At 68.0% G+C, this 18,716-nt stretch carries 23 protein-coding genes; 8 read left to right on the forward strand and 15 right to left on the reverse strand.

Annotation, left to right across the window (positions count from 1 at the left end; genetic code table 11):
- Window positions 1-40: 40 nt before the first annotated feature.
- Window positions 41-832, forward strand: a complete 792-nt coding sequence (locus AC5Y2S_RS01670) for a DUF4383 domain-containing protein (protein ID WP_499953391.1) — start codon at window positions 41-43, stop codon at window positions 830-832.
- Here AC5Y2S_RS01670 and AC5Y2S_RS01675 read toward each other — a convergent pair.
- The 5 genes from AC5Y2S_RS01675 to AC5Y2S_RS01695 all read right to left on the reverse strand — a co-directional run bounded on the left by AC5Y2S_RS01675 (window position 829) and on the right by AC5Y2S_RS01695 (window position 5,334).
- A complete protein-coding gene (locus tag AC5Y2S_RS01675) occupies window positions 829-2,145 on the reverse strand; it encodes a PE domain-containing protein (RefSeq protein WP_499953393.1) in 1,317 nt (438 codons plus the stop codon). The two genes, AC5Y2S_RS01670 and AC5Y2S_RS01675, sit on opposite strands and share 4 nt — an antisense overlap.
- A gap of 167 nt (window positions 2,146-2,312) precedes the next feature.
- Window positions 2,313-3,089, reverse strand: coding sequence for an enoyl-CoA hydratase (locus AC5Y2S_RS01680; protein WP_499953394.1), 777 nt, complete (start codon window positions 3,087-3,089; stop codon window positions 2,313-2,315).
- A 104-nt stretch (window positions 3,090-3,193) separates the two neighbouring features.
- On the reverse strand, window positions 3,194-4,066 hold the full coding sequence (locus tag AC5Y2S_RS01685) for an MAP_0585 family protein (RefSeq protein ID WP_499953395.1): 873 nt from the start codon (window positions 4,064-4,066) through the stop codon (window positions 3,194-3,196).
- A gap of 34 nt (window positions 4,067-4,100) precedes the next feature.
- Window positions 4,101-4,568: a lipoprotein LpqH gene (locus AC5Y2S_RS01690; RefSeq protein WP_499953397.1), complete on the reverse strand. Its 468-nt coding sequence runs from the start codon at window positions 4,566-4,568 to the stop codon at window positions 4,101-4,103.
- 118 nt (window positions 4,569-4,686) lie between these two features.
- A complete protein-coding gene (locus tag AC5Y2S_RS01695) occupies window positions 4,687-5,334 on the reverse strand; it encodes a S1 family peptidase (RefSeq protein WP_499953398.1) in 648 nt (215 codons plus the stop codon).
- A gap of 262 nt (window positions 5,335-5,596) precedes the next feature.
- On the opposite strand from AC5Y2S_RS01695, the gene AC5Y2S_RS01700 reads away from it, so the two are divergent.
- Window positions 5,597-5,920, forward strand: coding sequence for an SHOCT domain-containing protein (locus tag AC5Y2S_RS01700; RefSeq protein WP_499953400.1), 324 nt, complete (start codon window positions 5,597-5,599; stop codon window positions 5,918-5,920).
- A gap of 15 nt (window positions 5,921-5,935) precedes the next feature.
- On the opposite strand, the gene AC5Y2S_RS01705 is transcribed toward AC5Y2S_RS01700, so the two are convergent.
- The 4 genes from AC5Y2S_RS01705 to AC5Y2S_RS01720 all read right to left on the reverse strand — a co-directional run bounded on the left by AC5Y2S_RS01705 (window position 5,936) and on the right by AC5Y2S_RS01720 (window position 8,019).
- The gene (locus AC5Y2S_RS01705; RefSeq protein ID WP_499903736.1) at window positions 5,936-6,808 is read right to left on the reverse strand and encodes an alpha/beta fold hydrolase; all 873 of its coding nucleotides are present in this window, start codon (window positions 6,806-6,808) and stop codon (window positions 5,936-5,938) included.
- A gap of 61 nt (window positions 6,809-6,869) precedes the next feature.
- The gene (locus tag AC5Y2S_RS01710) at window positions 6,870-7,046 is read right to left on the reverse strand and encodes a hypothetical protein (RefSeq protein WP_499953402.1); all 177 of its coding nucleotides are present in this window, start codon (window positions 7,044-7,046) and stop codon (window positions 6,870-6,872) included.
- Window positions 7,047-7,074: 28 nt separating this feature from the next.
- Window positions 7,075-7,215 carry a hypothetical protein gene (locus AC5Y2S_RS01715; protein WP_499953403.1) on the reverse strand — a complete coding sequence of 47 codons (141 nt, stop codon included), beginning with the start codon at window positions 7,213-7,215 and terminating at the stop codon, window positions 7,075-7,077.
- Between the two features lie 57 nt (window positions 7,216-7,272).
- Window positions 7,273-8,019 carry an alpha/beta fold hydrolase gene (locus AC5Y2S_RS01720; RefSeq protein WP_499953405.1) on the reverse strand — a complete coding sequence of 249 codons (747 nt, stop codon included), beginning with the start codon at window positions 8,017-8,019 and terminating at the stop codon, window positions 7,273-7,275.
- 72 nt (window positions 8,020-8,091) lie between these two features.
- Here AC5Y2S_RS01720 and AC5Y2S_RS01725 point away from each other — a divergent pair, with 72 nt between their 5' ends.
- The 3 genes from AC5Y2S_RS01725 to AC5Y2S_RS01735 all read left to right on the forward strand — a co-directional run bounded on the left by AC5Y2S_RS01725 (window position 8,092) and on the right by AC5Y2S_RS01735 (window position 10,596).
- Window positions 8,092-8,361: a hypothetical protein gene (locus AC5Y2S_RS01725; RefSeq protein ID WP_499953406.1), complete on the forward strand. Its 270-nt coding sequence runs from the start codon at window positions 8,092-8,094 to the stop codon at window positions 8,359-8,361.
- 46 nt (window positions 8,362-8,407) lie between these two features.
- Window positions 8,408-8,752 carry an integrase gene (locus tag AC5Y2S_RS01730; RefSeq protein WP_499953407.1) on the forward strand — a complete coding sequence of 115 codons (345 nt, stop codon included), beginning with the start codon at window positions 8,408-8,410 and terminating at the stop codon, window positions 8,750-8,752.
- Between the two features lie 287 nt (window positions 8,753-9,039).
- The gene (locus AC5Y2S_RS01735) at window positions 9,040-10,596 is read left to right on the forward strand and encodes an LCP family protein (RefSeq protein ID WP_499953409.1); all 1,557 of its coding nucleotides are present in this window, start codon (window positions 9,040-9,042) and stop codon (window positions 10,594-10,596) included.
- A 57-nt stretch (window positions 10,597-10,653) separates the two neighbouring features.
- On the opposite strand, the gene AC5Y2S_RS01740 is transcribed toward AC5Y2S_RS01735, so the two are convergent.
- The 3 genes from AC5Y2S_RS01740 to AC5Y2S_RS01750 all read right to left on the reverse strand — a co-directional run bounded on the left by AC5Y2S_RS01740 (window position 10,654) and on the right by AC5Y2S_RS01750 (window position 13,271).
- Window positions 10,654-11,445, reverse strand: coding sequence for an SDR family NAD(P)-dependent oxidoreductase (locus AC5Y2S_RS01740; RefSeq protein ID WP_499953410.1), 792 nt, complete (start codon window positions 11,443-11,445; stop codon window positions 10,654-10,656).
- A gap of 3 nt (window positions 11,446-11,448) precedes the next feature.
- On the reverse strand, window positions 11,449-12,279 hold the full coding sequence (locus tag AC5Y2S_RS01745) for an SDR family oxidoreductase (RefSeq protein WP_499953411.1): 831 nt from the start codon (window positions 12,277-12,279) through the stop codon (window positions 11,449-11,451).
- A gap of 74 nt (window positions 12,280-12,353) precedes the next feature.
- Window positions 12,354-13,271, reverse strand: a complete 918-nt coding sequence (locus AC5Y2S_RS01750) for an enoyl-CoA hydratase (RefSeq protein ID WP_499903744.1) — start codon at window positions 13,269-13,271, stop codon at window positions 12,354-12,356.
- Window positions 13,272-13,523: 252 nt separating this feature from the next.
- On the opposite strand from AC5Y2S_RS01750, the gene AC5Y2S_RS01755 reads away from it, so the two are divergent.
- The 3 genes from AC5Y2S_RS01755 to AC5Y2S_RS01765 are packed head-to-tail and all read left to right on the forward strand — an operon-like array spanning window position 13,524 to window position 15,792.
- Window positions 13,524-13,688: a hypothetical protein gene (locus tag AC5Y2S_RS01755; RefSeq protein ID WP_142281923.1), complete on the forward strand. Its 165-nt coding sequence runs from the start codon at window positions 13,524-13,526 to the stop codon at window positions 13,686-13,688.
- Window positions 13,689-15,155 (forward strand): alpha,alpha-trehalose-phosphate synthase (UDP-forming), encoded by a 1,467-nt coding sequence (locus AC5Y2S_RS01760; protein WP_499953413.1) that lies wholly within the window; start codon window positions 13,689-13,691, stop codon window positions 15,153-15,155. It begins immediately after the preceding gene.
- A 58-nt stretch (window positions 15,156-15,213) separates the two neighbouring features.
- Window positions 15,214-15,792 (forward strand): hypothetical protein, encoded by a 579-nt coding sequence (locus tag AC5Y2S_RS01765; protein ID WP_499953414.1) that lies wholly within the window; start codon window positions 15,214-15,216, stop codon window positions 15,790-15,792.
- A gap of 7 nt (window positions 15,793-15,799) precedes the next feature.
- Here AC5Y2S_RS01765 and AC5Y2S_RS01770 read toward each other — a convergent pair whose 3' ends face one another.
- Genes AC5Y2S_RS01770 through AC5Y2S_RS01780 form a run of 3 tightly spaced genes read right to left on the reverse strand, consistent with a single transcriptional unit; the run spans window position 15,800 to window position 18,716 of the window.
- Entirely contained in the window at window positions 15,800-16,282 is a 483-nt protein-coding gene (locus AC5Y2S_RS01770) for a mammalian cell entry protein (protein ID WP_499903747.1), read from the reverse strand.
- Window positions 16,282-16,995 carry an Rv1363c family protein gene (locus tag AC5Y2S_RS01775; protein ID WP_499953415.1) on the reverse strand — a complete coding sequence of 238 codons (714 nt, stop codon included), beginning with the start codon at window positions 16,993-16,995 and terminating at the stop codon, window positions 16,282-16,284. The genes AC5Y2S_RS01770 and AC5Y2S_RS01775 overlap by 1 nt, the downstream gene beginning before the upstream one ends.
- Window positions 16,995-18,716: a virulence factor Mce family protein gene (locus AC5Y2S_RS01780; RefSeq protein WP_499953417.1), complete on the reverse strand. Its 1,722-nt coding sequence runs from the start codon at window positions 18,714-18,716 to the stop codon at window positions 16,995-16,997. Before AC5Y2S_RS01780 ends, AC5Y2S_RS01775 begins: the two co-directional genes overlap by 1 nt.

Genomic DNA, 18,716 nt, shown 5'->3' on the forward strand with positions numbered 1-18,716 from the left:
AGCCAATGGCAAGGGGTTTGTTCGGCCTGGAGGTTGCGCGATGCCGGTTACCGCGGGGCACGTTCCCGGGTTGACGTCGGGTTGGCGCCGGGTGCCGATGGATCCGGGGCGCTTCCACAGCGGGCGTTGGTTCCTGCTGGCCGAGGGCGCTGCGGTGAGCGCGTTCGGCATTGCCGCTCTGGTATCGGCCGCCCTGCATCCGCACGCCGGGCCCACCGGTGCCCCGGTTCTCGGCCTGACGTCGACCCCGGCGCACAGCGGCCTGCTGCTCGCCTTCGGGATCGTGGCCATCGCCGCCGTCGGCAATCGCCGCGCGGCGGTGACCGTCACCGCGCTGAGCGCGCTGGGCTACACGATGTTGTTGTTCTTCAGCAGCGTCGCCACGGCGCGCAGGATCCCCACGCCGATGGGATTCCACGCCGCCGACATCTTGTGGCACGGGGTACTGGCGGTGCTCAACCTCGCGCTGCTGATGTGGCTGATTCCCGACGAGTTGGGCGACGAGGTCTGGGCGCCGCGACGGCGGGGGCGCGACCGCGATCGGCGCCCACCGCCGCCCCCCGACGCGGTCACCGGAATACCCCCCGCCGCGGCGGCACGTACGCACGAGTCGAGCTCTCAAACGAACCCACCTCAACCCGCCGACTTCGGGCAGTCGAGCAACCAAGAAACCAATGATCTCTCTGCCCCCGATGCTGAGAAGTCAACGCCGGTAAAGCATTCCGCCGCTCGGGCGACCGGCAGCGCGCAACCACGCCGGGTTCTGATGGCCGTTGCGGTCCTGGCGGCTGTCGTCGGCATCGCCGTCTGGATAAGCCGCCGCGGTAACTAGAGCAAGCCGCTCAGCTCGGTCGTCAGCCCGCTGACACTGGTGTTGGTGACGGCGTGGATCAGGTCGCGGGTCACCGCCACTGGGAAGTGGACCGTCGCCGCCGCGACCTCGTCGACGCCGTTTTGCACCGCGCCGACGATCGCCGTCGGGTCACCGGTGCCAAGCGACGCCAAACTGTTCCAGGCGGCGAATTGCGGCGCCGTGATCAGGCCGCGCACGTCGACGAACAGCTTGGTCGGCAGGGTCGGCGGGCCGACGGGTATGCCGTCCCAACTGGTCATCGTCCAGCCACCCTGCGGACTGCCCTGCACCACGACGACGCCGGTGTTGGGCAGCGGGTGGGTGAGCATCAGCAACGGATCGGGATTGTTGACGTTCATCAGCGTGCCGACCTCGATCGCAAACTCGCTCGAGAACCCGACGTCGGTGATCTGGCCGTTCGCGGGGTTCACGACGGGGTTCGTGATGGCGGTGCCATACATGGTCTGCACCGCGTTGTTGAAGCCCTGGTCGAAAACGATCCCGTTGATGTGGGCCGAGCCGGGGGCAAGCATCGGCACTATAGGGAATCCGAGCGTCCACGCGAGCGGGGCGACCAGATACAGCAGGCCCTGCGGGCTGATGTCCGGCGCGCCGTCGAAGACGCCGGCACTGATCTCGTTGAGCCCGGCCAATACCGGCACGTTGGTCATGCCGGCGTAGAAGGCGGTCTGCTGCACCCGGGTCAGCTGCGACTCGAAAACCCCGGCGAAGTTGCTTTGCGGCCCGAGCGCGGTGCCGATGACCGTCGCCTGCTGCACGCCCAGCGGCGTGAGGGGCAATCCGGGTACGGCCGTGTCAATCAGGTTGGCCGCGTTGCCAACTGACTGCCCGTGCCGCACGAAGTCGATGACTATCGACTGCTGGTTGCCGCCCGTGCCGAACAGCGCCTGGTCGATCGCGCTCCCGAACGGGCTGGTGGCCCAGGCCCCGGTGATCGTGTTGAGCGGAGCGTCGAGGAACGTCTGCAGCTCGCCGGGAAGGCTCGCGGCGGACGCCGCCTCGGTGGCCGTATACGACGCGGCCGCTGCGCTCAACGTGCGCACGAACTGCTCGTAGTAATTCGTCGCCTGCGCCGCCGCGGCCTGATACTGCTGGGCGTGCGCGCCGAACAGCGCCACGATGCCCGCCGACACCTCGTCGGCGCCCGCCGCCGCCAGCTCGGTCGTCGGGATAGCCGCCGCCAGGTTGCCGGCCGTCACGGCCGAACCGATGCGCTCCACATCGGCCGCGGCCGTCTCCAAGATTTCCGGCACCACGAACACAGATGACATTCGCCTAACCCCCCCGGTTTGGTGATGAGTACTAGCCATCATGGAGCGCGACGCGCGAAGATGTGGCCGGTTTCGACCAATCAGCGTCACGCGAAAGTGCAACTAGCGACGCGTTTCCCGAGTGGACGTGTCGGCAGTTGCACGCTCGCGGTAACGCAAACGCGTGATTACGACTTCTTCTTGCGCGCGAGGAACGCCCGCATGTGATGTTCCGGCTCCCCGGTCAGGAACGCCAGGCCGAACTGCTCGATGCTGTCCTCGATGGCGCCGTGAACGGTCGTGTCGAGCCAGGAGTTGAGGAGGCGCTTTTGTTGCCGGACCGCCTGTGGGCCGAAGCCGCCGAGCCTGGCGCTGAGCTCGGCGATGCGGGCGTCGAGCGCGTCGGCCGCGACGACCTCGTGCACCAGGCCCCAGGCGGCGGCCGTGGCGGCGTCGATCGTCTCACCCGTGAGCAGCAGCCAGGCCGCGTGCGAGGCTCCGATCAGCCTCGGGATCAACGCGGCGTGGATGACCGACGGGATGCCGACCGCCACCTCCGGCATTCCGAACTTGGCGCCCGGTTCCGCGATTCGCAGATCGCAGGCCGCCGCGACCTCCAGGCCACCGCCGAGGCAGAATCCTGCGAGCCGCGCGATGACGGGGACAGGGCAGTCGCGAATCGTCTCGCACAGCCCCGCGAGCCGCCGGATGAACACCTCCGCGCTGGACCGGTCGAGCGCGACCATCTCGTTGATGTCGGCGCCCCCGATGAACGCCTTCTCCCCGGCTCCGCGCAACACGACGACCCGCACGTCGCCGTCGTGGCCGACGGTGTCGAACGCCCGCGTCAGTTCCTCCATGGCGCCGGTGCCGACGATGTTCAGCGTCTTGGAGTTGATCAACTCGATGGTGAGCGCGCCGCCGTCGCGACCGAGCCTGACGAACCCTGTTTCCGTCGCGTCCATGCCTCTACGCCTACACGAGTCGCGGGGAAAGGTCAGCAACGAAAAAAGCCGCCCCGGCGCGGGCCGGGGCGGCTTCTCAGCTGTCCCTGCGGGCTGCGAGGGCGTCAGTACAGCGGGACCCAGACGCCGAAGAACCAGTAACCCCAGCCGCCGTAATACCAGTTGAATACGGGGAAGACGGTGAAGGTGTTGTACTCGAACGGGCCGAAGTCGGACCGGGCGTAGGCCACGTCGCGCGGCGGGCCGGCCCAGGGGCGGTTCCATCCACCCGGAGGCGGCGGGCCGTCCCAGCCGCCGGGAGGCGGGGGGCCATACCAGCCGGGCGGGGCGTGGTGCGGGGCCGGGCCGTCGTTCCAGCCCCACCCGCGCGCCGGCGGCGGCGGCGGCGCGCCGCGACCCACGACACTGAATTGGGCATCACCCGCGGGGCCGCCGATTTCCGCGCTGGCCGTGACCAGGTCGCGGCGCGGGACGTAGGCCGGGTGGGGAGGCTGGGTGCTCGGCGGGTTGAGCGCCGGGCGCGCCGCCGGGCTGGACGGCGCAGTGGTCTGTCCGTTCGCCGGTGCAGTGGTTTGTGCGCTCGGCGACGTCGTTTGCCCGCCCGGCTGGGTGGTCTGCGAGCTCGGCGGCTCGCTGCCGCGTGTCAACGACGGCTGCGTGCTTGGGGCGGTCGGCGGCTGGGTGGTCTCCGTCGCCGGCGGCTGAGTGGATTGGGTGGCCGGCGGCTGCGTGGTCTGGCTGGCCGGCGGCTGCGTGGTCTGGCTGGCCGGCGGCTGGGTGGCTTGGGTGCTCGGTGCGTGCGTCTGCGGCGGGTTCTGCGGGGCCTGCGTCGCTCCGCCGCCGCCACCACCGCCGTGGCAATTCGGGCACGGTGGCGGAGGGTCCAGCGGCGCGGAGCTGGCGAACCCGGGGTTCAGGGCGGAGATGCTGAGCCCCGCCACGACCGCCGCCGCGCTGACGATACGTTTTATAGACATAAGGTGCGTCCCCTTTGGGTGTCGATCGCCTGCGCTACGGGCAGGTCACGTCGAGTTCGAATGGCTTGGTCACCTGCTGCGGCTGCTGCGGATTGCTCATATCGGTGCCGGTCGCGGTGCCCTTGATGGCGTAGGACTTGCCGTTTACCGCGGCCCCTGCATTGCTGGCCTGGTTGGGGGCGGCGTCGGAAAAACCGAGCGCAATGCCGTTGACGCTGCCCAGCCCGACCGAATGCACGATCGGCGGATTGTCGTTGCTGACCACCGCACCGACCCCGGCCGTCGGGTCGCCGATGCCTATGGTGGTGACACCGTTGGCCGAGTTGCAGGTGACCTGGCCGCTGACGTTCTGGTTCTGGCCGTCGACGATGACCTGGGGGCCGGCCGCCGCCGGCGCGGAACTCGATGATGCTCCCGTGCTGGACTTGTTGCTCGAACAGCCGGCGCACGCCGCGACCGCCACGGCCACGCCCGCTACCCCGACCACGATCCCACGCTTCACTACTGATCTCCTTGGTGTCGCTGGTTCGCTACCTTTTCGTTGACAGGCTCCGATGAACGAGCGCCGCCGAGCGAGATACCCGTGCCCAACCGATTGCAAACGTCGATTCTCAGGCGGGTCAGGGCAGTACGCGCAAGCCCCACCTGCCCAGCAGCGGATCCACGAGCGCGAAGTAGGTCGTGTAATCGTCGCCGTCGGGTGACGACATCAAAAGGCCGACGGCGCTGGCGGTGCCGTCCGGGTTCGTCACGAAGCCGGGACTGCCGCTGTCGCCGTTGAGGCTGTAAACGCTGGCTTCGACGACGTCGCCCTCGACGTCTTTGACCGCGCCACACGTCTCGCCGGTTACCGCGCCGATCTTGCAGAATGGCATGCCGACCTGAATCTGGTTGGCGCTCAACACGTCCCGGACCACATACTTGCCGCCGACGTGACCCGTGGGCGCACCGACGCTCGGATTGAGCCGGATGATCGCGGCGTCCTTCGTGTCGGCTTCGTGCTCGCTGGCCGTGATCCGGCCGAGCGGCACGTTGTCCCCATAGGTCCACGCCGAGCCGTCGTGCGCGTCGCAGTGCCCACTGGTCATCAGGTAATAGCTACCGTCGGCGCCCTGAGCAGCGAAACCTGCTGTGCACGCGCTGTTTTCGTCCTCGACCTTGATGCCCGGCTCGACGCCCGGATTTGCCCACACCGGGTTCGCCAATGCCGTCGCGACAATGACGACTGCACCGAACAGGCCCGACCCCCGCAACCAACGCACGGCCACGCCGCCTCTCTTCTCGTGTAGGGCAGCATGCTAACAGCAGCCGCTGAGTCTCGCCGCGCGTCTGCCGTAGGCTCTATCCGTTCGGAGCGGAGGATGCGTGTTCGGTATCGGTAGCCGGCGGCTGGAGCGAAAGCTACGCCAGCGCGGAAAGGCGGCAATGGCGACGGTGCTGGCCACGCGCCGGGCTATGTCTGGGCTCTACAAGAGCAACGATCCGTTCTATCAGACCCCACCCACCCAAGCGACTCCGGATCTTTGGACAATGACGGTCAGGGTGCAGCCCGACGGGGCGCCCGCGTTCGACGCCGAAATCGAGGCCTGGCTGTGGCAAAGCCAGCGGCCCTGGCTCAATGCGGTCGTGCCGGTGCTCTACGACCCCTCGGATCAGCGCAAGGTCGTCCTGGACCTGTCCGCCGAGGCCCAAAACGCCGCGCAGCAGGCGACTTTCGCGATGCGCGAGCAGTGGCTGGCGGAGCAGGCCCGCAGTCCGGTGGACCGGCTCACCGGACTCATGGATCTGCGCGATCGCGGCGTCCTCAGCGCCGCCGAGTACGAGGCCCAGAAGCGAAGATTGCTCGGACAGTAGGGAATTCGGGATCTATCAGCCGCCGACGTGGCGGGTGAGGAAATCCATCACGGCCTCGGCGAAGATGTCGTTGCGGTCGCCGGCGACCATGTGCCCCGCGCCGCGCACATCGGTGAACTCGACCTGCGGGAAGCGCGCGAGGAACTCGTCGGCGCGCTCCTGGCTGACCAGGTCGCTCACCTGGCCCCGCACCAGCAGCATCGGCACGCCGTTGCGCAATATCGCCTCGACTGCCGTGTGCATTCGGTCGGCGTCGGTGACCTCGAACGGGGGGTTCGGCGCCGTGCCGCTGATGAATTGCGGATCCCAATGCCAGTACCAGCGATCGCCGCGGCGGCGCAGGTTGGTGGTCAGGCCGTCCAGATCGGTGGGCCTGGGGCGGTGCGGGTTGTATTCGGCGATCGCGTCCGCGACCTCGTCGAGCGAGGCGAATCCCGATTCGACCCGGTCGGCCATGAAGTTGTGGATGCGGGTCGCGCCGGATTGCTCCATGTTGGGCACGATGTCGACGAGGACGACGGCGCTGGCGGTGCCCGGCGAGAGTTCCCCCTCCAGCAGCATCGTGGTGAACCCACCCAGCGACGCCCCCACCAGCACCGGTTGCGGCGGCAAGGTGCGCAACACCTCTTGGACGTCGGCCGCGAAGCTGACCACCCGGTAGTCGCCCTCGCTGGACCAGTCGGATTCGCCGTGGCCGCGCAGGTCGATGGTGACGGCCTGAAAGCCGCGCTGGGCGACGGCCGCGGCCGCCTTGGCCCAGGAACGACGGGTCTGCCCGCCGCCGTGCAGGAACACCACGGCCCGCGCCTCAGGGTCGCCCAGGCGGTCGGCGACGATGCGGACACCGCCGGGACCCTGGGTCGAAAACGTTTCAGGCGCGGTGGTCACCAGAGGATAGTAAGACCATCTCGGAATCTCCGGGCCTTTCCGGCGCCGAAGAGTTGCTGAGTCAGCCGGCGCGCCTGCCGCCGCTGGAAGCCCGGTTCACCCCGACGAACTTGGTTATCCGCAGGAAAAGACGCCCGAGGGGGCTCCCCGCGCGTTGCGAGTCCTTGATCCGGCCGAGGGTTTGCTCGCCCTCGACGGCGTAGTCCTTCATCGTTTCGTCGCCCTCTTCGGCGCGCATGCCTCATCTCCATCCGTGCTCGGGTCTGTCATGCCGGCGTCTCACGCACGGGCGGGTCCGCGGGCGTCAGGCGCTCCGGCGGGTCCGTCGGCGTGAGCCGTTCGGGTGGTTCCGCCGGCGTCAGCCGCTCCGGCGTCTCTCCCGGCGTACCGGGTTCGGTGTCGATCATCCCCAGTGCGTACCCACCGGGCACGCGCATCGAAACGGGCCGGAACCCAAAAGTGGCCTAGCCGAGCGTTTCCCAGAAGCTGGCCAGGGCCGCGGCACCGCGGGCCGGATCCTGCACCATCCACCAGTGCCCGAGCCCGTCGAGCACCTCGGTGCGGGCGCCCGCCCGGTCGGCGGCCCGGCGCCGGTTGTCGGTGACGCCGATGAAGGGGTCCTCGGTGGCCAGCAGCGAAAGCCCCGGCCGGGCTGCGGCCCGCTCCAGCTCCCGACCGGCCTCGGCCAGGGCGGGCTGGCGCGCCGAGCGGTACAACGCCAGGATTGCCCGGCCCATCTCCGGTCCCTGCTCCGGGGCCATCAAGTTTGCGATCTCGATAGGGATGCCGAGCGAGGCCATCCGTTCCGCGCGGTCCTGGTCCGTGCCGCCGAGCAACGTATCCACCAGCTCTTCGCCCTCACCCGGCGTCTGCCAAGTCTGGGCGAAGTCGTGCCAGACGTAGTCGGGGTCGAACAGCCCGACCACGTCGCTGGCCCAGCTGCGCAGGAGTTCCGGCCGGTGCATCACGGCGTTCACCACGTGGCCGCCGCCCCAGTCGTGCCCGACGAGGTCGATCGGTGGCTCGATGCGCTCCAACTCGGCTTCGAGCCAGTCGCGGTAGGCCAGGTAGGTGGCCGGGAAGTCCTCGGGCAACGGCGCCCCGAACCCCGGTGGCGACAGCAGCACCGCATCCTGGCGCCCGAGGGCTTCGACCAGTGGCCCCCAGATGGCGGCGGTCTCGGGATTGCCATGCACCAGAACCACGGTCATGGCGAACATCGTGGCACGACACGACAGTCCGGCGGGAGGGCCGGTCACCCAGACGGCGCTTACACTCCTTTGATGCATCCTGTGCCGACCAGGCACACAGCGATCAGCGTCCCGCTCGCGGTCGGGCTACTCGTTGCGCTGGTGATCGCCATCCTCGCGATCCCGGTCAAGCAAAGGTGCGGTGCGCCGGGGCTGTTTTGCGCGACGGCGGTCGATCCGCAGGGCAATACTCACTACTACTACGAGGTCGAACCGGTCGGCGTGTACCTCGCCGAAATCATCGCGGGCTCAAACATTCGCCTCTACTACACCTCGGGCGAAGATTTGGTCAAGGAGGGCTAGGGGCCATATGTGGCGACATGCCGGCACCGCGGCGGCGGGGCTGCTCGTGACGGTGGTGCTGATGCCGAGCACGGCCACCAGCGCGATGGCGCTCGTCGGTGCGCGCCAAAGCATGTGCGGCGCAAGCGGTTTCTGCCCGGCCAACCCCGCACCCGACGCCGGTGACCAAGCCACGGCCGAGCAGAAGATCAAAGACGGCTACATCCAGAAGCAAATCAATTGCACGCCAAACCTGCCGCCCAATCCCCAGTCGATCACGTGGGATCCGCCGGGCTTCGCGCCGAACGTCGGCGGTTCCGGTGTCATCCGGGACTCCAATCCGCAACTGGGCGGCCAATACCGCGCCGACTATGTGAACGGCAGATGGCATATCGAATACCCGTATTGCTGAATGGGCTCGAGCGGCCAACATTTGATGCCAGGGGCATAACAAGTCGGACTCGATCGTGACACCAGCGCGGTAACAGGTTCGCCGTCGGTGACTAAAACCGCTGGTGAGCGCCCGATTGGCGGCATAAAATCGGGGTATTCCCGGCGCGTGAGCCTGCTTACATCGGGCCGCTTGATTGGAGGGTTCATAGCAAGCTACCGCATACTTGACGGCATGCTGCAAGCGACATCACCGCAAACCCCTATTGCGGTGGCGGGTGGTGCGCTGGTAACAGAACGAGGAATTTGATGGCTCAGTCTGGCGGCGCACATCGTCGCCATCGCGCCGTTCGGCGACCGTCGCGCCTTCGCAAGGCCCTGACGCGCAGCTTGATGACGCTGGTGTCGGTGGGGGCCGTGCTGATGACGGGCGCGGGATACTACGTCGCCCACGGCGCGCTGGGCGGCATCACCGTTTCGGACGCCCTGTCGTCGGAGGACCCGCGATCCAGCGGCGACAACATGAATATCTTGCTCATCGGGCTGGACTCGCGCAAAGACCAGGACGGCAATGACCTGCCCTGGTCGATCCTAAAGCATTTGCACGCAGGCGATTCCGACAACGGCGGGTACAACACCAACACCCTGATACTCATACATGTCGGCGCGGACAACAAAGCCGTCGCCTTTTCCATCCCTCGCGACGACTGGGTGCCGTTCAACGGCGTCCCGGGATACAACCACATTAAAATCAAAGAGGCATACGGGCTTACGAAGCAGTACGTCGCGAACAAGCTCGCCAACCAAGGCAGCATCACCCAGAAGGAACTCGAGACTCGGGGCCGCGAAGCGGGCCGGGCGGCGACGCTGCGCGCGGTGCGCAGCCTGACCGGTGTTCCGATCGACTACTTCGCCGAGGTCAATTTGGCCGGCTTCTACGACTTGGCCCAAACCCTGGGCGGCGTGGAGGTCTGCCTGAATCATGCTGTCGAGGACTCGTATTCGGGTGCGGACTTTCCGGCGGGCCGGCAGCGGCTGGACGCGTCCCAGGCGCTGTCGTTCGTCCGGCAGCGCCACGGCCTGGAAAACGGGGACCTGGACCGCACGCATCGGCAGCAGGCGTTCCTTTCGTCGGTCATGCAGGAACTGCAGGCGTCGGGCACCTTCACCGACCTGGACAAGCTCAAGAGCCTGATGGCCGTGGCGCGCAAAGACGTTGTGCTGTCGGCTGGTTGGGACGAGGACCTGATCCAGCGGCTGGGCTCGCTGGCCTCCGGTGGCAACCTCGAATTCCGGACGCTGCCCGTCGTGCGTTACGACAACATCGACGGGCAGGACGTCAACATCATCGACCCGGCGGCGATCAAGGCCGAGGTGGCCGAGGCGATCGGGGCGCCGCCGCCGACGACCACGCCCGCCAGCACCGCCGCCAAACCCAGTCCGTCCACCGTCGTCGACGTGATCAATGCGGGCAGCATGAGCGGGATGGCCAGCGAGGTGTCCCGCGCCCTGAAGAAGCGCGGTTACACCCCCGGCCAAGTGCGCGACCGCAATTCGGGCGAGCCGACCGCCACCACCATCGAGTACGGCGCCGGGGCCGAGGCCGACGCGCGCAACGTGGCCACCCTGCTCGGGCTCGATGCTCCCAAGCAACCGAGCGCCGACCTCCAGCCCGGGCACATCCGGGTGACCGTGGATACCAACTTCTCGATGCCGTCGCAGGACGAGACCGCGATGGACGACACCACGACCACGACGACGACCAGCAAGTCGAACACGTACTACTACAACGGAACCACCACCACGTATCCGACGCCCGATCAAGGAAAGCCGATGGCGGCCGGCGGCGTGCCGTGCGTTAACTAGCGCGGCGATCGCAAGCGCGGCGAAGCCGGGTGCAGCCTGTCGCCGCCATCGGGCGGCCTACGCGTGTGTTCCGCCGTCGATGCGGATCTCGGTGCCGGTTATCCAGGCGCCGTCGTCGGACACCAGCATGGCGATGACGCCGGCGATCGCGCTGGGCTCGGCCATTCCGGCGCCGCTTGATTCGACGGTCGTCGGCAGGATCGGCATGAGCCGTGGAAACAGCGACCAGTCGGCGTCTTTGGGAATGTATCCGCCCGTGGCGTCGGTGATTCCGGATTTGATGCTGCCCGGCGCCACGCAGGCCGCACGCAGGCCCTCCTTGGCGTATTCGAGTGCCAACGAATGGGTGAAGGCCTGGATGCCGCCCTTGCTCGCGGCGTAGGCCGCCATGTAGGGGTGGGCGAACGAGGCCGACGTGGAGCTGAAGTTCACGATGGCGCTGCGCGAATTGCCCAGCAGCGCCGGAAGCGCCTCGCGGACCACCAGAAACGTTCCGGTCAGGTTGATCCCGACGATCCGGTTCCACAGTTCGAGGCTGGTCTCGTGGGTGTGTGCGGCGCGCAGGATGCCGGCCGCATTCACGAGCGAATCCAGGCCGCCGAGCGTCTGCACCGCGAGGCGGACGCCGTCGATCACCGAGCCCTCGTCGCCGACGTCCATCGGCATCGTGGTGAGCCGGTCGGCGGTTCCGGCCTCGTCCGCGAGGGCCCGCGAGACGGCCAGGCCGTCCTCCGCGACGTCGGAGGCCACCACGGAGGCGCCCTCGTCGAGCAATCGCAGCGCGCTGGCCTGGCCGATGCCGGACGCCGCGCCCGTCACCAGGATCCTCTTGCCCTCGAGTCGCTTCATCGCTCAGACCACCCCGCGTAGGCCTTCGGCGCCGAAGGCGGGTTCCAGCATCGCCGAGAAGTCCGGCCCGCGCCGCAAGATGTGGCCGCCGTCGACGTTGATGCACTGCCCGGTGATCCAGCTGGCCGCGTCGCTGAGCAGGAACATCGCCAGGTTGGCGACGTCCTCGACCTCACCCACCCGTGGCAGCGGAGTGCATTGGCGGTAGTCCGCGCTCAGCTCCGGTGATTCCGTAATGGGCACAACGAGATCCGTGCGGATCAGGCCGGGGCGGATGCTGTTGACCCGCACCCACGACGGGCCCAGCTCGTCGGCGGCCAACTGCATCATGTGGTCGACAGCCGACTTGGTGACGCCGTAGGCGCCGAACCACCGATGGGTGTTGCTGGCCGCGATCGACGAGATCCCGACGAACGAACCGCCGCCGCCACGCACGAGTTCGCGTGCGGCGTGCTTGAGCACGTACATGGTTCCGTTCACGTTGAGGTCGACCGTGCGCCGCCACGCCTCCGAGTCGATCTGGGTGATCGGACCGATGGTCTCCGATCCGCCCGCGCAATGCACCACCCCGTGCAGCCGCCCGTGCCAGGCCGTCGCGGCGTCCACCGCGCGGGCGGTCTCCTCCTCGTCGGTGATGTCGGCCGGCTCGTAACGGATCGCGCCGTTCGCCTTGAGCACTTCGATTTCTTGGACCGCGGTCGCCAGCCGGTCGGCGCTGCGGCCCACGATCATGACGGACGCCCCGGACGCGACCAGCCCGGCGGCGACGCCCTTGCCGATCCCGCTGCCACCGCCGGTCACCAGGTACGTCCGGTTGTCGAAAGAAAGCTGCACGCCGCGTCCCTTCACGCCGAAACTGAAACGGGTTCTAGCATAGGCGAGCGGTCACAGCCGCCACACGGGTCACGCTATGGCGTATCGCGGCGGGCGATCTGCGTGGGCTTGGCGTCGCGCCAGTCCTCGACGTCGGGCGGCAGGCCGACCGCGTACCTGTTCTCGTTGTGGGCGGCCCAGTGCGCGTGACCCAGCTCGTGAATGTGGAACGCGTGCCGCAGCGCCTCGGTGAATCCCATCGCGTCGGAGGCCGCGTTCACCGAGTCCTTGACGAGCAGCGCCGCCATCGTCGGCCGGTCGGCGATGCGCCTCGCGAATTCCAGCGTCTTGTCCGCCAGCTCGTCGACCGGGAACACCTTCGACACCATGCCCAATTGGTAGGCCTCGTCGGCGTCCAGCGCATCGCCGGTCAACAGCAGCTCCTTGGCCTTACGCGGGCCGAATTCCCAAGGGTGGGCGTAATATTCGACGCCCGGCATCCCCAGACGCACGGCAACGACGTCGCTGAACTTCGCGTTGTCGGCCGCCACGATCAGGTCGCAGGCCCAGATCAACATCAGGCCCGCCGAAATCGCGTTGCCCTGCACCTGGGCGATGGTGATCTTGCGCAAATCCCGCCAGCGGCACGTGTTCTGGAAGAAGTAGTGCCACTCCTGCAGGTAGATCTTTTCCGCGATGGGATCGCGGGTGCCGCCGTTGATGCGGAAGCTCGGCAGCTGGCTGCGCTCGGCGATCGCCAATTCCGAGCCCAGGTCGTGACCGGCGGAGAAGTTCTTGCCGCGCGCCGCCAGGATCACCACCCGGACGGTGTCGTCGGCCTCGGCACGCAGGAACGCCTCGTCGAGCTGGACCAGCAGCCCGCGGCTCTGCGCGTTGTGCGCCTCGGGCCGGTTGAGCCAGATCCGGGCGATGCGGCCGTCGTCGAGGGTTTCATAGGCCACCAGCTGATCGGCGTCGGTCGCTTGAGTGCCGGCCTGGTCGGAGAGTGTCATTCCGCCCACCTACCTTGTTATCGGGCTCGTTACAAGTTGGGGCCGATCCGTAAATGCCGGACCGACTCTCTGCAGATTACGGCCACCGCCGAAGACGCTGATCGCTGGGTGGATCGAGCGCGGGTCCGCCGCCGCCCAGTGCACTGGTGGCAGCGCGACGAGATGCTGCTGACCAGCAAGTTCAGCGACCGCGCGCCGGCCGTCGGTGAGAGACGCCTGCGGGCGAATATCGATGTCGCCTACAGTTGTCGTATGCCTACGAAATCTGATCCTGGCGAACTCGGCGATGTGGAGCCCCTGGCCGACAGCACCGCGAGCCAGGCCAGGCGGGTGGTCGCCGCGTACGCGAACGACGCCGACGAGTGCCGCGTCTTCCTGTCCATGCTCGGTATCGGACCGGCAAAACACGACACATAAATGACTCCCAGCGGGGGCCAGCAATTCGGCAATTCCGATTTCGTAGTCGTTGCCAATCGACTGCCGGTCGACCTCGAGCGCCTTCCCGACGGAACCACCACCTGGAAACGCAGCCCCGGAGGGTTGGTCACCGCCCTCGAGCCGCTGCTGCGTCGCCGGCGCGGCGCGTGGGTCGGGTGGCCCGGCGTCGCCGATGACGACGACGAGCTCGATTACCAGCCGATCGTCCAGGATGACCTGCAGCTGCACCCCGTGCGGCTGACCTCCGACGACGTCGCCGAATACTACGAGGGATTCTCCAACGCCACGCTGTGGCCGCTGTACCACGACGTCATCGTCAAACCGATTTACCACCGCGACTGGTGGGACCGCTACGTCGACGTCAACCGCCGTTTCGCCGAGGCCACATCGCGCGCCGCGGCCCGCGGGGCAACCGTGTGGGTGCAGGACTACCAACTGCAGCTGGTTCCCAAGATGCTGCGCGGACTGCGGCCCGACCTGACCATCGGTTTCTTCCTGCACATCCCGTTCCCGCCGGTGGAGCTGTTCATGCAGCTGCCGTGGCGCACCGAGATCGTCGAGGGCCTGCTCGGTGCCGACCTGGTGGGCTTCCACTTGCCCGGCGGCGCGCAGAATTTCCTCTTCCTGTCCCGGCAGCTGATCGGGGTCAACACCTCCCGCGGCGCCGTCGGGGTGCGGTCGCGTTTCGGCGAGGTGGAGCTCGCGTCCCGCACCGTGCGGGTTGGCGCCTTTCCGATCTCGATCGACTCCACCGCGCTCGACCACGCGGCCCGCGACCGCGACGTGCGACGCCGCGCGCGGGAGATCCGCGCCGAGCTCGGCAACCCGCGCAAGATCCTGCTCGGCGTCGACCGGCTCGACTACACCAAGGGCATCGACGTTCGGCTGAAAGCCTTTTCGGAGCTGCTCGCCGAGGGCCGCGCGAAACGCAACGACACCGTGCTGGTTCAGCTCGCGACACCCAGCCGCGAACGCGTGGAGAGCTACCAGATCCTGCGCAACGACATCGAGCGCGAGGTCGGCCACATCAACGGCGAATACGCCGAGGTCGGTCATCCGGTGGTGCACTACCTCCATCGGCCCGTCCCCCGCAACGAGCTGATCGCCTTCTTCGTCGCCAGCGACGTCATGCTGGTCACCCCGCTGCGCGACGGGATGAACCTGGTGGCCAAGGAGTACGTAGCCTGCCGCAGCGACCTCGGCGGCGCGCTCGTCCTGTCCGAATTCACCGGCGCCGCAGCCGAACTCCGGCAGGCATATCTGGTCAACCCGCACGACACCGATGGCGTCAAGGACGTGATCGAAGCGGCGCTCAATCAGTCCCCCGAGGAGGGGCGGCGCCGCATGCGCGCGCTGCGCCGGCAGGTGCTCGCCCACGACGTGGACCGCTGGGCGCGGTCATTCCTCGAGGCGCTCGCCGAGTCGCATCCGCGCGGCTCGAACTAGGCATGGTGCTCCCGCCGAAACGCTGTGATACTCGATGCAGCGTAGAGGGAGGAACGTCATGAAGCTCCGTCGTGGCCTGGCCGCCGGTGCCGGCATCTGCTCGGTCGTCGCGCTCGGAATCGCGTTGGAATCGGGCGAGCCGGCGGGTGCCGTCGCGCCGCCGCCGGATGGCAATTACTCGTTCAACCAGGCGGGGGTGTCCGGGGTGACGTGGACGATCACGGCGCTGTGCGATCAGGTGAACGGAAGCCGGTACTACAAGGACTATTCCAACCCGGACATCATGGCGGACTTTTGCGCGCTCAACATCGTGAGCTCGACCGACGAAAGGATCAGCCGGCAGGACAAACTGCAGAACTTCAGCGGCAGGGCCCGGTTGGTGAGCCAACGGTGGACCTTCAAGGTCGACATCGCCGACGGCGTTTCGTGCCCGGGCGGTGGGACCGCCGCTTCCACCGAGACTTTTGCGTTTGACGACGAGACGCTCACCGGCACGCACACCAGTTTGCACGGGCCCGAGTGCGGCCTGGAGTCGGCGATGAGCAAGCAACCCTTTTCGTTGGCGCTCGCTGGGCCCCCGCCCAGCCCGATCGAGCGTTATCCGTTGCGGTGCAACGACCTTGCGATGTGCTTCTGAGACTGGTCTAGATCGGCGTGATGTAGGCGATCAGCCACTGCTTGCCGACTTTGGTGAAGTCGACCCGCAATCGGCTGCCGTCGTAGAGCGGCTGCCGTGATTTGTCGGTCACGGTGCGGTTGAGGTAGACCATCACCGACGCCGAATCGCGCTTGGCGGACATGACGCCGACGCCAACGACATTCGCCTGGACGACGACCTCACGCTTTTTCGCCTCCGGAATGATCTGCGCGTTCGCGCTCTTCTGGAACTCCTGGCGATAGGCGGGTGTCAGCAACGGGTATGCGGCCGAAAGGCTGCGTTCGACGGTCTGGTAGTCGTACGCGAAGACCTCGGGTATCTCCTTGGCTGCCAACCCTGGCAATACGGCTCGCGCAGCCGCCTCGCCGCGCGTCTGCACCCGCTCCCAGTAGAACCAACCGGCCGCCGCGGACAGGCCGACGAAGGCCGTCACCAGCAGGGAGCCCGCGACGGCTATCAGCCACCGCATCAGTTACCCCCGTCCGGATACTTCAGGTCGTAGCCGGTCATCCGGCCCTGCTCGTCCTCGTGCACGATCACGCGCAGCCGATACGGCATGGACGGCTTGTTCGTCCCGTCGATGTCGGCGACCGTCACCCGCACCGACACCAGCACCGACGCGTTGTCGGTGACCGAATCGATGCCCTCCAGCGCGGCGCCGTTGACCACGGCTTCCGACGTCGCGTTGGTGGAGCGGAACAGGCCCTTGAGGTTCTCAATGTTGTTGTTGGCGCCCAGCATTCCGCGCAGCGGGCCGCTGGTGCCGTTGTAGAACCGGTTCACGCTCTCGTCGATGTTGTCCTGCTTGTAGCTGAACATGTTGACCACCGTCTGCGTGGCGGTGTCGACGAAGCGCTGATCGCGAGCCTGTGCCGCGTCGGCGTGCCGCTGCTGGACGAGCAGCACGACCAGGCAGCCGGCCAGCGCGCCGACGGCCACCAGGGCGGCGGCGAACGACGTCCATAGCACCAGGGCGCGGTTCGGCCGGCGCCGCGGCGGCGGCTTCACCGGCTTCAGGGTGGCGACGGGCTTCGCGGGCGGCTTCGGCTTCGCCTTCGGCGCGGCCGCAACCTCGACCTCGATCGGAGCGGTCTCGCGCGCCTCCCCCTTGGCCGGCCCCGCCGCGCGCGATGCGCGGCGACGCACACGCCGCGTCGCCGTTTCCGGCACTTCTGGGGCCACTACATCGGCCTCGGATCAAGCATCAGGTCCACCCAATTCTCGGCGCTGGATGCGCCACTGGCGCCGGCCGCGAAAGTACCAGTGCCGCCGGCCGGGTCCACAAACGCCCCGGTGCGCTGGTCATAGGTGGTGTAGGCCGGCCCGCTGGCCTGCGGGGGCGGACCCTGCGGCGGCCCCCAGGGCTTCTCCGGGCCCGGGCCCGCCGGCGGAGGATTGATGCCCTCGGGAGGTGCCGGCGGTGGGAGCCATTTGGGATAGGGAAGTATCGGCGGCACCGGTGGGACGCCCGGCGGCATCCACGACGGGTTGCCAGGCGGCGGCGGCCTGTCGTTGGGCGGCGGCGGATCGTAGGCCGGCTGGTGCGGCGCCGGCCCCGGACCCGGCACGACGCCGGGTGGGGGCGGCCCCACAATGGGAACGCCTGGATCGGGATCGGCGCCCGGCGGGACGTAGGGGAACTTGTTGGGCGGCAACACGTTCAGCCCGTTCGTCATCGGGGTGTCGTAGGGCACCGGAGGGCCGCGCCACGGGTTGCGACCGACCGGAACGTAGCCCTTCGGGTCACGGCAGAGCTGGATCGTCGGTGCCCGTTTGCCGGGGAACTCCTGGCACGGATAGTTGCGCGCGCCGCGCACGGTGCTGGGGTCGTTCTGCGCCGTCTTGCAGTACATGTCTCTCGGGAGCTCGCGCAACGTCTCGTCCGCCGGCGTGCGCATCAGCGGCGGGGGCAGGAAGCCGACCGCGCACGGGGGCGGGTCGTTGAGGTCGAGTTTGAAGTCCAGCTTGGCGCCCTCGTCCTGTGGGGCGCCGCCGGCCGCCGTGGTGATCGCCGCGAACAGCGGCGGCAACACCACCAACAGCTGCTCGATCGACTTGTGGTAGATGACCCCGACCCGGCCCAGGTTCGCCAGGCTGGCCGCCAGCGCCGGGAAGGACGGGCGGATGCCGGAGAACGCGGTGCTGGCCTCGTCGGTCGCACCCGGCGCGGTGGCCAGCGTCTCGCGCAGCTGCGGGTCGGCCTGGCGCACCTCGGAAGTGAACCGCGCCAACCCATCCGACAGCGACTTGACGTCGGCGCCGGCACGAATCTGGGCCTGCAGGAACGGGCCGGCCTGATCGATCAGCTGCGACACCTGCGGGTAGTTGGCGTTGGCCTCGTCCACCAGCAGCCGGGCGGACTCGATCAGACGGGCCAACTCGGGGCCCGACCCGTTGGCCGCAATGAACGTCTCGTGCAGGAGTTCGCGCAACCGGGTGTCGCCGAGGCTGTTGACCAGTGCCTCCGCCCGCTTCAACAGGTCGGCGACCTCCTGACCGATCCGCGTATTCTGCCGGTCGATCCGGGATCCGTTGTGCAGCTTGGTCGATGCGGGATTGCCCGGCGGCACCAGGTCGATGTACTGCTCACCGACGGCCGAGACGCTCTTCACGGTGGCGGTGACGTTCGACGGGATGGGCGTGCCGCTGTTGAGGCGCATCTCGGCAATGACGCCATTGGGGCTCAGGCCCACCGACTCCACCCGACCGACCGCGACCCCGCGGTAGGTGACGTTGGCGTTTTTGTACAAGCCGCCCCCGGCGACGAAATCGGCGCTGACGCCGTACGTCCCGAGCCCGAGGGTGGCGGGCAGCCGCAGGTAGAAGACGGCCATCACAGTCAGCGTGACCACGGTGATCACCGCGAAGATGCCGAGTTGGACCCTGGTGAGTTTGTCGATCAT

Source organism: Mycobacterium sp. NGS69 (assembly GCF_059812165.1).